The organism is Sulfurospirillum arcachonense DSM 9755 (assembly GCF_000597725.1).
Taxonomy (GTDB): Bacteria; Campylobacterota; Campylobacteria; order Campylobacterales; family Sulfurospirillaceae; genus Sulfurospirillum_A; species Sulfurospirillum_A arcachonense.
The window spans coordinates 20,633-34,931 of sequence record NZ_JFBL01000004.1; the positions used below are offsets into that span (position 1 = coordinate 20,633).

Genomic DNA, 14,299 nt, shown 5'->3' on the forward strand with positions numbered 1-14,299 from the left:
CTTAAACCCACATATTATCGATAAGTCTTGTAGTTCCTACTTTTGCAGCAACTAAGACTATACTATCTTTTAAGATGATTTTCTCAATCTTTTCAAATTTTCTATTTGTTATCTCTATATATTCAATTTGAAGTTCACTTAAAATTTCACTCATTTTTTCTTTTATCACCTCTACATTTAATTCACCTTTAATCATTTCTTTAGAAGCGATTTTTAGTGACTTTGATATATTAAGAGCTTTTTGTTTTTCTGCATCACTTAGATAGGTATTTCTTGAAGAAAGAGCTAATCCATTCTCATCTCTTATTATTTCACAAGGAACAATATTTGTATCAATAAAAAGAGTTTTAACCATATTTTGTATTAAAAATAGTTGTTGTGCATCTTTTTTACCAAAGTAAGCATTGGTTGCTTTTGTAAGATTTAGTAGTTTTAAGACAACTTGTAAAACTCCATCAAAATGTTTAGGACGTCTTTCTCCTTCTAAGATATAACTTTGTTTCATTGGAGCGATGATTGATGGTTCATTTTTGAAATATATATCATCTATATTTGGAATAAAAAGGGCATCTACTCCTGCGAGTTCACAGATTTTTAAATCTGCTTGATATCTATTGGGATAAGTTGTAAAATCTTCTCCTTCTAAAAATTGGGTTGGATTTACAAAAATAGAAACTATTGTATTTTGATTATTTGAGATAGATGTTTTTATTAAAGAGATATGCCCTTGATGTAGGGCTCCCATGGTTGGAACAAATCCTGTGTCTTGTTTTAAAGTTTTTCTATAATTTATTAGTTCTTCTGTTGTTTGTAATATTTTCATTTTAGGCACTTTGTTGTAAAATAAGAACTTATTATATCAAAAAAGGATTATAATTTGGATAGCTACGAATATACCGAGCTTTTAAAAAAATTAGCAATTAAAATAGACAATATCGCACAAATTATAAAACCTGATTCAATTAAAGCCAGATTGAGTGAGATTGAAGAGTTGGAACAAAATCCAGATTTTTGGAGTGATGCAAAAAATGCTGCTAGTATTTCAAAAGAAAAAACTAGTGCAAGTTCAATTTTAAATAGATACGAAAAAGCTAAAAGTGCTGTTGATGATACCAATGACATTTATGAGATGGCAAGTGAAGAGGGTGATGAAGATACTATTAGTGAACTTGTTGAGGATGCTTCTAGTTTAGAAACGCTTGTGAGTGACTTAGAGATTGCTATGATGCTTAGTGGTGAAGATGATAGTAAAGATGCTATTATCTCTATACATCCAGGGGCTGGTGGTACTGAGAGTCAAGATTGGGCTAGTATGCTTTATAGAATGTATTTAAGATGGGCAGAGAGGCATGATTTTAAAGTTGAAACACTTGATTTTCAAGAAGGTGATGAAGCAGGTTTAAAAGATGTGAGTTTTGTGATACGTGGGATGAATGCTTATGGTTATATGAAAGTAGAAAATGGTATTCATAGACTCGTAAGAATTTCTCCCTTTGACTCAAATGCAAAAAGACATACCTCATTTAGTTCTGTAATGGTGAGTCCTGAAGTTGATGATGATATTGATATTGTGATTGAAGATAAAGATTATAGACTTGATACTTATCGTGCAAGTGGAGCGGGTGGACAGCATGTTAATAAAACCGATTCAGCAGTACGTTTAACGCATATTGAAACAGGTATTGTAGTGCAATGTCAAAATGATAGAAGTCAGCATAAAAATAAAGCGAATGCTATGAAAATGTTGAAATCAAGGTTATATGAACTTGAATTAGAAAAGCAGCAAGCAGAAAAAGCAGGGATAGAAAAAAGTGAGATTGGTTGGGGACATCAAATACGCTCTTATGTTATGGCACCATACCAACAAGTAAAAGATACAAGAAGTAATATAGCTTACTCAAATGTAAGTGGCATTCTCGATGGTGACATATCAAAAATGTTGGAAGATGTATTAATATCTCAGCAAAGCAAATAAACCATAAAGGAGTAGTACGACCGAAAGGTTGTGCTTCAGTGCAAGGAATTTTTCAAGGACTTTGTTCTTGAAAAAGGAAACAATTAAATAAAAAAGGAAACAAATGACAAATGATGCTATTTTAAAGCAATTAGACTACACTGTAACTCAAAGTGCATTAGCGCAATTGGATAAAGTTAAAAAAAATACAAATGGATTTGATTATGTAGAGAAACACCTTATTACTCTTCATGATCAATTAAAATCTCATTTATCTTACGTGGCACTTTCAAGTAACCAAGACTATTTTAAAATTAAGAATGAAGCAAAAGGTGATGCTATGATTAATGAAGTAACTGAAATAATAAAAAAGTGGTCTGAAAAATTTAAAATAGAGATAGAAAAAGTAGATGGTAAAAATACGTATTATATTATAGGATACAAGTAAATTTATTAGTTACAGCCATTTTTTAGGCTGTAACTAACATAATGTTATTTTGATAGTTTTGTAATATATGTATTATATCTATCAATACCAAAGTCATTGTCGTTGATTAAAATCCAGTTGTTTTCATCAATATAAGCAATACCTTCAATTTTTTTAGGCATATTTTTAAGAGTACTTGTATCTAAAACTAGCTCTTTGGGCATAATATTATTTACATCTTTACTTTGTTCTAAGGATGGAGATGTCGCTATATCGTCCCATTTTGAACCTAAAATTGAATTTTTGAATTTTACTTTATAAAACTTTGTTGTTTTTGATACTCTTTCTAAAATTATAAGTTCATCATCTCCAATTGAAACCATTTCAGAAATTTTAACAGCATTTTGTTTTTTCTTATTATCTAGCTTAAATGATTGGGCTTTATCCATTTTATAAAGATATTCACCAATGACTTCATCTTTTTTTATGTCATATTTAAACATTCTTACAATATTAGATTTCTTGTATGCATTGGTATCAGGATTTGCTAGAGGACTTTGCATAGAAAAGTATAAATAGTTTTCATCTTGACTTATAGCAATTGATTCAATGCCTCTATTTAAAGGTCTTTTTGCAACTATTGCAGGAAGAGATGAGCTTATTTTATATTGAGCATTTTTTAAATTTTTTTCAAATCCAGCGGGAACAACTCTTTTTAGTATTTTTCCATCACTTGCGAGATGTAAAATAGATGCTCCATACTCTTCAGCAATCCAAAAACTTCCATCGGAGAGTTTTACCAAAGCTTCAGCATCTAATCCTTGTGGATCAAACGAGATTGGATTACCTTTAATGTCATAGGCGTTTTCAGTTCCTTCATTTGATACACCACTTACTTGGATTCCATTGGCATTTTTTATCTGTATCTTTTCTAGCACTTTATAATAATTTTTAAAAAGTTTTATTTTATAGATAGTTGGTGTAAAGTTGACTACAGGAAAAATTTTACCTTTTTTACATAGTTTTTCACCCATAAGTTTTTTAGAGTCTTTACATTTTATGTTAGGACCACGATCAGTAATAGTATAAAATATATCAGCAGGGTCATTTTTATAGTGGTATGCACCACTCCCAATACCAATATCAAGATGTAAGGTTTTATTTTTTAACTGTATAACATCAAGTTCTTCAGCAACTTGAACCTTTTTTATATCCCATGCTAAAGCATTACATGTAAGTAGTATGCCAACTAATAAAACAGATTTTATTTTCATCATCAATACTCCTAAATTAGATAAATTTTAGTTAATGTTATCAGTGAAGTATTACAAATTGGTATCAGTTAAATCTAAACCTTAGGGTATATTTTTATCTCTTTAGGTTCAAACATTTCTTGTATTTTTTTTACAAAAGGGTCATTGAGTATCTCTTTTGCTTCAGCTTCTTTTTTATCTGCTGTTATGTGACCTGAAATACAACTTTCTGTATTTGTCCCTTCATTTGGATTAAACTCAATTGACTCTATCATTGAAGAAGTATCTTCGTTTGCGTGAGAGTCATCTACCTTTTTTTTTTCTTCGTTTTGACTCATTTTGATTTTTGTGTCAATTCCAAATATTTCTTGGACAAATTGCCTTATGATAGGGTAACCATGTTTAAGTGAGTTTTTGTCTTCACCTTGTGCTGAAGATGACCAAGTAAGTGTTCCTTCTTCATATGAGATAAATTCTATATAGTTTTTAAAGCAAGTTGCTAAATCATAACTTCTATCTTCAAGTTTAACAATAAGTTGGGCAAAAAGTTCCATTCCTTTATTTTTTACAGGCTCAGGAATATTTTCTTGGACTTTTTCTATCTCTTCTTGTATAGGTTCAGGAGTCTTACTCGGTTCTTGTATAATTGGTCTTACATGTTCTTTATCTATTTTGTGTGCTTCCACAATTTCTTGTACTTTTGGTACTCTAAACTTTTCATCTTCAAGGGACTCTACCATCTCTTCAATAGTTTTTATATGTAACGCTTCAATCATTTTAAAAAACAGAAGTGTTAACACAAAACCATTATCTGCATTTAAAAAGAGGAGGTTTTTTGATTCACTTAAAATTCTAAAAAAACGTTCAGTAATGAGAGTTGAGAATCTTCCATCAGAGTTAAAAAATGACTCTTTGAGATAAGCTATAAGCTCATCAATAACAACTTCACATTCATAATTTTCTAACTCTTTTATTATCTCTATGAGTCTAGTTCGATCACCTTTTAAAATAGTATCAAAGATCATTTCAAGTTGTTTAGGGTCTAACAATCCCAACATAGAAGCTATAGCTTCAGGAGTAATATAGCCTTTTGAAAATATAATTGCTTGATCTAGAAGTGTTAAAGTATCTCTTAGTGAGCCATTTCCTGCACGACTAAGCATATCTAAGGCTTCACTCTCATAATTAACATTTTCAAGATTCAAAATATGTGATAAGTGATGTGTTATATCTTTATTTGCAATTTGTTTAAATCGAAAGTGCTGCGTACGAGAAAGTATAGTTGCTGGTAATTTTAAAGGATCTGTTGTAGCTAAGATAAATTTTACAAACTCTGGCGGTTCTTCAAGTGTTTTGAGTAGAGCATTAAATGCTTCTTTTGTAAGCATATGAACTTCATCAATGATAAATATTTTGTATCTTGCAGAATTTGGTCTATATTTTGTGTGTTCAATTAGATCACGAATGTCATCAATTTTTCTACTACTAGCAGCATCCATTTCTATGATATCTATATGTCTGCTTTCATTTGCCATTTTACAATGTTCACAAACTTCACAAGGTGTTGCAGTAGGACCATTTTCACAAACTAATGCTTTTGAAAAAATTCTCGCAGTTGAAGTTTTTCCACTCCCACGTAAACCTGAAAATAGGTATGCATGTGATACTCTATTTTGGTTTAAAGCAAGACTGAGAGTTTGAGTTACAGCGTCTTGTCCTATAAGCTTATCAAAGGAACTTGGACGATATTTTAGTGCTAGTACTTGAGACAAATCAAAACCCTTTATTTTTTATTGTATAATTTTACAATTATTACATATAAGAGGATATTAAATTGAAAAAGTTTATAGCTATTGGAACATTAATTTTATTAGCATTGGTAACTTTTAGTGGATGTGAAAAAAATGATTATCAACATCCACTACATAGAAGTAAATAATAAAAAGGCATAAGCCTTTTTATTCGTTCATATGAGATAAAAATTCTTCGTTAGATTCTGTTTTTAACATTTTTGCATATAAAAATTTGAGAGCTTCTACATCTTCCATTTGACTTATAGCACTTCTAAGAGCCCAAACACGTTGGAGTTTTTCTGGAGATTGAAGTAATTCTTCTTTTCTTGTAGCAGATTTCATAATGTTAATTGCTGGATAAATTCTTCTATCAGAAATATTTCTATCAAGAACCATTTCTGAGTTACCTGTTCCTTTAAATTCTTCAAAAATAACTTCGTCCATACGACTACCCGTATCTACAAGTGCCGTTGCTACGATTGTTAAACTTCCACCAAATTCGATATTTCTTGCAGCTCCAAAAAATCTTTTTGGTTTATGTAGAGCATTAGCATCAACACCACCTGTTAGGATTTTACCACTTGATGGGGTTACTGTATTGTAAGCACGAGCAAGTCTTGTGATTGAATCAAGTAAGATTACAACATCTTTACCCATTTCAACACTTCTTTTTGCTTTTTCTATTACTAAGTTTGCTACTCTTACATGGTTATTTGCTGGTTGGTCAAAGGTTGAGCTAAAAACTTCACCTCTAACACATCTTTCCATATCAGTAACTTCTTCAGGACGTTCATCTACTAATAAAACAATCAATTCAACATCAGGATGATTTTTAGCAAGTCCATGAGCTAACTCTTTCATGATTTCAGTTTTACCACTTCTTGGAGGTGCGACAATAAGAGCACGTTGACCTTTTCCAATAGGTGTAAAAAGATCGAGTACACGACCTGTTTTTTTCATTTGTTCGTATTCAAGTTTAAATGATTCTGTTGGGTATAGAGGTGTTAGGTTTTCAAAAAGAGGTCTTTTTTTACTGTCTTTTAACGGAAGATAATTAATAGCTTCTATTTTTAAAAGAGCATTATATCTCTCTTGATCTTTTGGAGGACGTACTTGTCCTGTTACAATATCACCATTTCTAAGAGCAAATTTTCGTACTTGTGTTGCACTTACATAAGAGTCATTAGCAGTATCAGAAAAGTTAGCATCTAAAGCTCTTAAAAAACCATAACCTTCATTTGTAATTTCTAAAATACCTGTAAAGAGTATAAAACCACCTTGTGATACTTGTGATTTTAAAATTTCAAACATCAAGTCTTGACGTTTTAATTCATTTGGGTTTTCAACTTGTAGCTCTAATGCAATCTCAAGTAACTTATCTAAAGGAGTGTTTCTTAGTTCTTCTATTTTGTAACCGCTCACTGGTACGTGAGTTCTTGCTTTGTTGTTATGGTGTTTAGTCGTCTTGTGGGGGTTAGACGCAGTACTGTTACCGCTCATTTTACCTTCTTTGTATATTTTATTGTTCTTGAAGCTGTTAAGTTTCAGAAGTATTATTGCTTTAAGGCAATTTGATTCATGTAGTTTATCAATCTTAAAACAGAATTTTATAATAAAGCAGAAATTTTGTCAAGAAAATCTCTTTTTTAATTAAAAGCAAAAAAGAAAATAGTTGGATAAATAATTAATCCAGCCCCTTTAATACCTATGGAGAGTGGATAGTTTGCTTTTAAAAGAGGGGCAAATGCTCCTAAATCTTTTTTCTTATAAATTTTATCCATAAGTGACATTTTAAAGCTAATATCTAAAAATTTAATTAAAATAAGTAAAGAAGATAAAAAAGAGTAGTTTTGAAATGACATTTGTGCGAATATCACAAAATAAAGGCTAGGATGGAGTAATATAAAGAAAATCACACCTTTTTTGTAAAAATAGAAGAGATTACCTACATAGTCTCTAAAATTCTTACCTCTTTGCCAAAAGAGCTCAAAGATTTCTAAAAATATTAGGATTATTAAAAATAGTTGTATGTTTTGACTCATTGATCGCTTCTTTGTTATTATAATTATTTCAAAAAATTTATGAATTTTATCATAAATTAGCTACATATAAAAGAAGCAAGGATATAATGACAAATTAAAAACAATTGAAAGAAAAATAAATGTCCAAAAGAAAATGTGATCATTGTCATTTAGAATATGATGAAAATGTTCTTATAAATGATAGTGGAAAATATTTTTGTTGCAAAGGTTGTCAAGGAATTTATCACCTTTTACAAGATGAAGGGTTAGATAGTTTTTATAAAAAAATGGGTGAAAATTCCATAGAACCTCCAAAAGAATTGCATGATGATATTAATAAGTTTGATTTAGATGGTTTTGTTAAAAAGTATGTCAAACAAAAGGATGGCTTTAGTGAAATATCTCTTATTATTGACGGTATTCATTGTTCTGCTTGCGTTTGGCTTAATGAAAAAGTATTGCATAAAACAGCGGGTGTTGTAGAAGCCTCTATAAATCATACAAATAATAAAGCAAAGGTGATTTGGGACAATGAAACCATAAAACTCTCCGAGATTATACAAACTATAAGGAATATAGGCTATAACGCTTATCCATATGATGCAAGTATGCAAGAAGAACAAGCTAATGCAAAACGAAGAGATTATTATTCTAGACTTTTAGTAGGTGTTTTTACTACTATGAATATTATGTGGATTGCAATTGCTCAATATGGAGGCTATTTTACTGGTATGAGGGCTGATATAAAAAGTATATTAAATTTTGCAGAGTTTATTTTAGCAACACCTGCTCTTTTTTATACAGGAGGTATCTTTTTTAAAGGTTCGTACTATGCTTTAAAAAACCGTTTTGTTAATATGGATTTACTTGTAGTCAGTGGAGCTTTAAGTGCATATCTGTTTTCAATATACTCTATGTTTAGTGGACATGGGGAAGTTTATTTTGAATCAGTTACTATGATAATTACTTTTGTATTTGCTGGAAAATATCTTGAAGTTCTTACAAAGAAAAAAGCAGTTGATACGATGGATAGCTTTAGTTCATTTGTTCCAAATGAAGTGAGTGTTATAAGGGATAATGAAAAAGTTATTATAGGTGTAGAAGCTGTAGAAGTTGGGGATATTATAGAGTTAAGAGGTGGAGATAAAGTTGCTTGTGATGGAGTTATAGTGAGTGGTGAAGGCTCTTTTGATAATTCAACTTTAAGTGGAGAGAGTGAGCCTGTTTTATTAGGCTTAAATGACCAAATATTAAGTGGCTCTATTTGTGTGGATAGTGTTATAAGATATAAAGTATTAAAGCCTTATGCTTCTTCAACACTGAGTAAAATAATCTCACTACTTGAAGACTCTATGGATAAAAAACCATATATAGAAAAGTTGGCAAATACTATATCTGGATATTTTTCAAGTGTAATTTTGGTTTTAGCAGTACTTACTTTTTGTGGTTGGTTTTATTATACAAACTCTTTTGAATCAGCTTTAATAGTAGCAATTTCTGTAGTAGTTATAGCTTGTCCTTGTGCTTTGGGTCTTGCTACTCCAGTAGCTACTTTAGTAGGAATTTCAAAAGCTGCAAAAAAGGGAGTTTTGTTTAAAGAAGCAACTTTTTTAGAAACTATTGCAAAATGTAGTACAGTTGTATTAGATAAAACAGGCACTATTACCAATGGAACTCCAAAAGTAGTAAGCTCTTTTATCCAAGAAAGTTTTGATAAATCTATACTCTATTCTCTGGTATGTCTTTCAACACATCCAATTAGTAAAGGTGTCAAAGAGTTTTTAACTGATGAAAAACTCTCATTTTATGATTTAGATGATGTAAAAACAGTAGAAGCAAAAGGCATAAAAGCTCTTTATAAAGGAAAGTATATTTATGCGGGTAATTTAGTTTTTATGAAAGAAAATGGCTTTACATGTAAAGAAAATGCAAACTCCTATAGCCATCTTTTTGTTGTATATGATTCTATAGAAGTAGCACAATTTTCTTTACAAGATTTACCTAGAGATGGAGCTTTAAAAACAATAGAATATATGAAAAAAAGTGGCTTAAAGGTTATAATGCTTACAGGTGATAATGAGCAAGTTGCTAAAAAGATTGCTGATGAGGTAGGAATCAGTGAGTATAAATCCTCTCTTTTGCCTCAAGAAAAAGCCGAATATATTGCTAATCTTAGAAAAAGTGGTGAAAAAGTTGTTATGGTAGGAGATGGTATAAATGACACTTTAGCTTTAGCAAATAGCGAAGTAGCAATAACTCTAGGCAGTGGCACAGATGTTGCCGTGAATGTAAGTGATATAGTGCTTATAAATGATTCTTTTGAAGGATTAAAAACCGTGTTTGAAATTTCAAAAAGTACTTTTTCAAAAGTTAAACAAAATTTAGCAATTTCTATTTTGTATAACGTAATAACAATTCCTTTAGCAATGGCAGGTTTTGTTATCCCTTTAATAGCTGCATTGAGTATGTCGTTTAGTTCTTTGATAGTAGTTGGAAATTCAATGAGGATAAAATGAGAGGAACACTTAAATGGATAATTGGGTAGTTGCAATGATGTTAACAGCTTCAACACTTCTTGGAGCATTTGGTCTTTGGGCACTTTTATGGGGATTAAAAACAGGACAATTTGATGATCCTAAAAAGTTTTTAGATGGAGCTCAATTAGACAGTGAAGAAGCTTTGCATGATGCTATAGATATGGAAAATAAGAAAAAAGACATTTTAGAAAAAAGAGAAGAGAAAAAGGAGAACGCTTATCGTCCTCCTGATTAAATATTTATTTTAAACCAGCAATATATGCAGATACTGCTTTTATTTGAGCATCATCATATGAAGCTACTTGACCCTTCATAAGAGCTTTCATTGCTTTTCCATAAGTACCTTTTTTATAACCGTGAAGTGCTGCTTCTATTTTAGCTGCATCCCAACCTTGGATAACTTCTGATTTATTTAAAGCTTTTTTTTCAGCTTTTGCACCGTGACATGCCGCACATTTTTTATAAAGTGATGCACCATCTGCTGCCATAAGCGTTGAAGCTGCCGCAATCATTAATGCTAATGATAATTTTTTCATTCTTACTCCTAGATATAATTTGAGATAAATTATATCGCATTTGGCTTTAACATTGCTTACTTATTAGCTTTAATGCTAGGACTGAGGTAAATATAATTTTTTTTTGCTATAATTATTTTAAGATAAGTGTGAGGTAAATATGAGATTAATGTTATTGTTTTTATTATTGTTTGGTGTGTTAGAAGCGAATGTTAATATAGTTTGTAAAGCTGGAAGTATGGATGCGACGAGTGCAAAAAAGTATATTAAGAAGTTTTTAGCAAGTCAGCCAGATAATATAGAATGTATCATAAAACTAGCAGATATTTATTTAAAAAGTGGGGAGTTACTCCAAGGATATAAACTTGTAACACAAGCGTATAACGTAAATCCATATGCAGTTGAGCATAGTTCTATATCAAATATTCTACCTTATGCTATGAAAATGACAAAACTAGAAGAAAGAGCAAAACAGAATAATGATGTTAATTTGTGGAATAAATTAGGCAACATTTTTTTTGATATGGGCATTTATGGAGAGTCAATTTCTGCCTATAAAAATAGTTTAGCTTTAGATGAAAATCAAGTAGATGTAAGTTTAAAATTAGCTTTATGTTATAAAAAAAGTAATAAAATTGATAAAGCAATAGAGCAATTAAAAACTTTAATAAGCCATAATAGTGAAAATTTTTATGCGAATTATTATATAGGTAAACTTTTATTATATTCTCAAAGAGATGAACAAAGTGCAAAAAAACATTTGATGGATGCACAAAAAATTTTAATATCTTCAAAAGGTAATTTTACAGCTAAAGAGTATCCTTATTTTATGAAAGATATAACTTTAGAATTAGGCAAATAGGGTATAATACCCTATGAAAAAAGCAATATTTTTAGACCGTGATGGCATTATAAATGTAGACCACTCTTATGTATATAAAATAGAAGATTTTGAGTTTTGTGAAGGTGTTTTTCAAACACTCAAATATTTTCAATCACTAAATTACTCTCTTTTTATAGTAACAAATCAATCAGGAATAGGCAGAGGATACTATACTCAAGAAAATTTTGAGAAACTTACTTCTTGGATGATTGATGCTTTTACATGTAAAGATATAAAAATCACAAAAGTATACCATTGTCCACACTCTCCGCAAGAAGGATGCAGTTGCAGAAAACCTCAAATCGGCATGTTTGAGCAAGCTCAAAATGAATTTGATATAGATATGCACAATTCATGGATGATAGGTGATAAAACAAGTGATATACAAGCAGGAATAAACGCAAATATACCCAATACAATCTTCGTAAACACTCTTATATGTAAAGACGCTAAATATAATGTTAAATCAATCTTAGATACAATAGACATCATAAAAAAATAGGAATATTAATGATATATAATGATATAGATTTTAATACAAAAAAAGTTTTGATTACAGGTGGTGCTGGATTTATAGGAAGTAATTTAGCTTTTTATTTTCAAGAAAATTTTCCTGAGTGCGAAGTAGTTGTGTTTGATAAGTTTAGAAGTGAAGAGACATTTTCAAATGGTAATTTAAAAAGTTTTGGACATTTTAAAAATCTTCTTGGTTTTCATGGAGAAATTATTAGTGGAGATATAAATTGTGCTAGTGATATAGAGAAACTAAAAACATATAACTTTGATTATATCTTTCATCAAGCTGCAATCTCTGATACTACTGTTATGGACCAAGCCATTATGGTTCAAACCAATGTAAATGCATTTAAAACTTTGCTTGATATGGCAATAGATATGAATGCAAATATGATTTATGCTTCAAGTGCTGCAACTTATGGGGATAGTGATGTTTTTAGTATAGGATATGAAAAACCAAATAATGTATATGGATTTTCAAAATTAATGATGGATAATTTAGCCTATAAATATATGAAAAAGTCTCCAATCTCTATTGTAGGTTTAAGATATTTTAATGTTTATGGAGAGCGAGAATTTTTTAAAAATAAAACAGCTTCTATGGTTTTACAATTTGGTTTGCAACTCTTAAGTGGTAAAAATGCAAAACTTTTTGAAGGAAGCGATAAAATCAGAAGAGATTTTATCTACATACAAGACGTTATACAAGCAAATATAAAAGCATGTGAACCTAAAAAAAGTGGTGTATATAATGTGGGTACTGGAAATGCAAGAAGTTTTCAAGACATCGTAGATACAATCAAAAATGAATTAAATATACAAATAACTGATGAGTATATTCCAAATCCATTTATTGGACAGTATCAGTTTTTTACTGAGGCTGATATATCTTTAAGTGAAGAATTTTTAGAGTATAAACCAAGATTTTCTTTAGAAGAGGGAATAAAATCTTATATAAATGAAATAAAAAGAATAGATAAAAATGGATAGATTAAAAAGTTATAAGCCACGTATTTTAGTTGTTGGTGATTTGATGCTTGATCACTATCTTTGGGGAAATTGTGAGAGAATTTCACCAGAAGCTCCTGTTCAAGTAGTAGATGTAAAAAAAGAGACAACAGTACTTGGTGGAGCAGGTAATGTTATCAATAACCTATTAGCAATGGGTGCAAATGTAAATGTTTTAAGTGTTATTGGTGAAGATAGTAACGGGGAAGAGCTTTTAGAGATGCTTAGTGACTCTGGTGCAGATGCAAGCCAACTTGTTAAGAAAAAAGGTCGAAATACAAGTAAAAAAAGCCGTGTCATAGCAGCACATCAACAAATCATAAGATACGATAGTGAGTCTAAAAATGATATAGATGAAAAAAGTGAAATGGAACTTTTTAATAGATTTAAAAAAATTATAACAGATGTTGATGCTCTTTTACTTTCTGATTATGGAAAAGGTGTTTTGACAGAATCTCTTACATGTAAACTCATAAAGTGTGCAAAAAAACATGAAAAATTTATTTTAGTTGATCCAAAAGGAGAAGACTACAGTAAGTATAAAGGTGCAACGCTTATAACACCAAATAAAAAAGAAGCTGTCTTAGCTACAAAGATAGATATACAAGATGAACAAAGTTTATATGAAGCAGGGGAGTTACTAAAAGACTCTTTAGAACTTGATTATACGATTATTACTCTTAGTGAAGATGGTATGGCTATATTTGGAGAAGAGGTGACTAAGGTACCAACAGTTGCTAGAGAAGTTTTTGATGTAACAGGAGCTGGGGATACTGTACTAGCTTCTTTTGGATATGCTTTATCTTGTGGACTAGATATAAAAGAAGCAGCTTTGTTTGCAACAAGTGCAGCAGCAGTTGTAGTTGGAAAACTTGGAAGTGCAACTGTGAGTTTAGATGAAGTAGATATGTATGAACAAAGTTTAAGAAGTGCTAAAGCAGATAGTAAAATAAAAACAAAAGAAGAAATTAGTAAATTATTGGAAAAGTTTAGAGATAAAAAAATAGTGTTTACTAATGGCTGTTTTGATATTCTTCATGTTGGGCATGTGAAATACCTTGAAATTGCAAAAAGTTTTGGAGATATGCTTATAGTGGGTCTAAATTCTGATGATTCAGTTAAAAGACTTAAAGGTGAGAGTAGGCCAATAAATCCTAGTGAAGATAGGGCATATGTTTTAAGTGCACTTGAGTCAGTAAGTTTTGTAGTTGAGTTTGAAGAAGATACCCCTTATGAGCTTATAAGCATAGTACAACCTGATGTTTTAGTAAAAGGTGGAGACTATGAAGGAAAAGTTGTAGTTGGAAGCGATATTGCAAAAGAAGTGAGATTGGTTGATTTTGTTGATGGAAAAAGTACTACAAATATAATTAAAAAGGCACAGTTATGAAA

General features: G+C 30.4%; 14 protein-coding genes. 8 read left to right on the forward strand and 6 right to left on the reverse strand.

The genetic code is table 11. From position 1 onward, the window contains the following. Position 1 precedes the first annotated feature (1 nt). Positions 2 to 823, reverse strand: a complete 822-nt coding sequence (gene panC / locus K354_RS0104230; RefSeq protein ID WP_024954268.1) for a pantoate--beta-alanine ligase — start codon at positions 821 to 823, stop codon at positions 2 to 4. A gap of 54 nt (positions 824 to 877) precedes the next feature. On the opposite strand from panC, the gene prfB reads away from it, so the two are divergent. Together prfB and K354_RS0104240 are read left to right on the forward strand one after the other, a co-directional pair. Beyond that, a complete protein-coding gene (gene prfB, locus K354_RS0104235; protein ID WP_024954269.1) occupies positions 878 to 1,975 on the forward strand; it encodes a peptide chain release factor 2 in 1,098 nt (365 codons plus the stop codon). A 103-nt stretch (positions 1,976 to 2,078) separates the two neighbouring features. Beyond that, entirely contained in the window at positions 2,079 to 2,402 is a 324-nt protein-coding gene (locus K354_RS0104240; protein WP_024954270.1) for a hypothetical protein, read from the forward strand. A 44-nt stretch (positions 2,403 to 2,446) separates the two neighbouring features. Here the strand turns inward: K354_RS0104240 and K354_RS0104245 are convergent, their stop codons facing one another. From K354_RS0104245 to K354_RS0104265, 4 genes are all read right to left on the reverse strand, one after another. Continuing rightward, positions 2,447 to 3,658 (reverse strand): esterase-like activity of phytase family protein, encoded by a 1,212-nt coding sequence (locus K354_RS0104245; RefSeq protein ID WP_024954271.1) that lies wholly within the window; start codon positions 3,656 to 3,658, stop codon positions 2,447 to 2,449. A 71-nt stretch (positions 3,659 to 3,729) separates the two neighbouring features. Beyond that, on the reverse strand, positions 3,730 to 5,406 hold the full coding sequence (locus tag K354_RS0104250) for a DNA polymerase III subunit gamma/tau (RefSeq protein WP_024954272.1): 1,677 nt from the start codon (positions 5,404 to 5,406) through the stop codon (positions 3,730 to 3,732). A 186-nt stretch (positions 5,407 to 5,592) separates the two neighbouring features. Then, positions 5,593 to 6,927: a transcription termination factor Rho gene (rho, locus tag K354_RS0104260; RefSeq protein WP_024954273.1), complete on the reverse strand. Its 1,335-nt coding sequence runs from the start codon at positions 6,925 to 6,927 to the stop codon at positions 5,593 to 5,595. Between the two features lie 146 nt (positions 6,928 to 7,073). After that, on the reverse strand, positions 7,074 to 7,469 hold the full coding sequence (locus K354_RS0104265) for a hypothetical protein (protein ID WP_024954274.1): 396 nt from the start codon (positions 7,467 to 7,469) through the stop codon (positions 7,074 to 7,076). 119 nt (positions 7,470 to 7,588) lie between these two features. Between K354_RS0104265 and K354_RS13930 the strand changes: the two genes are divergently transcribed. Together K354_RS13930 and ccoS are read left to right on the forward strand one after the other, a co-directional pair. Beyond that, the gene (locus K354_RS13930) at positions 7,589 to 9,964 is read left to right on the forward strand and encodes a heavy metal translocating P-type ATPase (protein ID WP_037940247.1); all 2,376 of its coding nucleotides are present in this window, start codon (positions 7,589 to 7,591) and stop codon (positions 9,962 to 9,964) included. Positions 9,965 to 9,977: 13 nt separating this feature from the next. After that, positions 9,978 to 10,220: a cbb3-type cytochrome oxidase assembly protein CcoS gene (gene ccoS / locus K354_RS0104275; RefSeq protein WP_024954275.1), complete on the forward strand. Its 243-nt coding sequence runs from the start codon at positions 9,978 to 9,980 to the stop codon at positions 10,218 to 10,220. 4 nt (positions 10,221 to 10,224) lie between these two features. On the opposite strand, the gene K354_RS0104280 is transcribed toward ccoS, so the two are convergent. After that, on the reverse strand, positions 10,225 to 10,521 hold the full coding sequence (locus K354_RS0104280; RefSeq protein ID WP_024954276.1) for a c-type cytochrome: 297 nt from the start codon (positions 10,519 to 10,521) through the stop codon (positions 10,225 to 10,227). A gap of 139 nt (positions 10,522 to 10,660) precedes the next feature. Between K354_RS0104280 and K354_RS0104285 the strand changes: the two genes are divergently transcribed. From K354_RS0104285 to rfaE1, 4 genes are read left to right on the forward strand one after another with little or no spacing between them, the layout of a single operon-like run. Continuing rightward, positions 10,661 to 11,362, forward strand: coding sequence for a tetratricopeptide repeat protein (locus K354_RS0104285; protein ID WP_084607317.1), 702 nt, complete (start codon positions 10,661 to 10,663; stop codon positions 11,360 to 11,362). A 13-nt stretch (positions 11,363 to 11,375) separates the two neighbouring features. Continuing rightward, positions 11,376 to 11,885 carry a D-glycero-beta-D-manno-heptose 1,7-bisphosphate 7-phosphatase gene (gene gmhB / locus K354_RS0104290; RefSeq protein ID WP_024954278.1) on the forward strand — a complete coding sequence of 170 codons (510 nt, stop codon included), beginning with the start codon at positions 11,376 to 11,378 and terminating at the stop codon, positions 11,883 to 11,885. A gap of 8 nt (positions 11,886 to 11,893) precedes the next feature. Further along, positions 11,894 to 12,889 carry an ADP-glyceromanno-heptose 6-epimerase gene (gene rfaD / locus K354_RS13935; RefSeq protein ID WP_037940249.1) on the forward strand — a complete coding sequence of 332 codons (996 nt, stop codon included), beginning with the start codon at positions 11,894 to 11,896 and terminating at the stop codon, positions 12,887 to 12,889. Next, the gene (gene rfaE1, locus K354_RS0104300) at positions 12,882 to 14,297 is read left to right on the forward strand and encodes a D-glycero-beta-D-manno-heptose-7-phosphate kinase (RefSeq protein ID WP_024954279.1); all 1,416 of its coding nucleotides are present in this window, start codon (positions 12,882 to 12,884) and stop codon (positions 14,295 to 14,297) included. Before rfaD ends, rfaE1 begins: the two co-directional genes overlap by 8 nt. Positions 14,298 to 14,299 lie beyond the last annotated feature (2 nt).

Bases quoted from the DNA above. Each gene is read 5' to 3' on its own strand.
- gmhB (WP_024954278.1), top strand. From the start codon at position 11,376: ATGAAAAAAGCAATATTTTTAGACCGTGATGGCATTATAAATGTAGAC.
- panC (WP_024954268.1), bottom strand. From the start codon at position 823: ATGAAAATATTACAAACAACAGAAGAACTAATAAATTATAGAAAAACT.
- K354_RS0104240 (WP_024954270.1), top strand. From the start codon at position 2,079: ATGACAAATGATGCTATTTTAAAGCAATTAGACTACACTGTAACTCAA.
- rfaD (WP_037940249.1), top strand. From the start codon at position 11,894: ATGATATATAATGATATAGATTTTAATACAAAAAAAGTTTTGATTACA.
- rho (WP_024954273.1), bottom strand. From the start codon at position 6,927: ATGAGCGGTAACAGTACTGCGTCTAACCCCCACAAGACGACTAAACAC.
- K354_RS13930 (WP_037940247.1), top strand. From the start codon at position 7,589: ATGTCCAAAAGAAAATGTGATCATTGTCATTTAGAATATGATGAAAAT.
- K354_RS0104285 (WP_084607317.1), top strand. From the start codon at position 10,661: ATGAGATTAATGTTATTGTTTTTATTATTGTTTGGTGTGTTAGAAGCG.
- ccoS (WP_024954275.1), top strand. From the start codon at position 9,978: ATGGATAATTGGGTAGTTGCAATGATGTTAACAGCTTCAACACTTCTT.
- K354_RS0104280 (WP_024954276.1), bottom strand. From the start codon at position 10,521: ATGAAAAAATTATCATTAGCATTAATGATTGCGGCAGCTTCAACGCTT.
- K354_RS0104245 (WP_024954271.1), bottom strand. From the start codon at position 3,658: ATGATGAAAATAAAATCTGTTTTATTAGTTGGCATACTACTTACATGT.
- K354_RS0104265 (WP_024954274.1), bottom strand. From the start codon at position 7,469: ATGAGTCAAAACATACAACTATTTTTAATAATCCTAATATTTTTAGAA.
- rfaE1 (WP_024954279.1), top strand. From the start codon at position 12,882: ATGGATAGATTAAAAAGTTATAAGCCACGTATTTTAGTTGTTGGTGAT.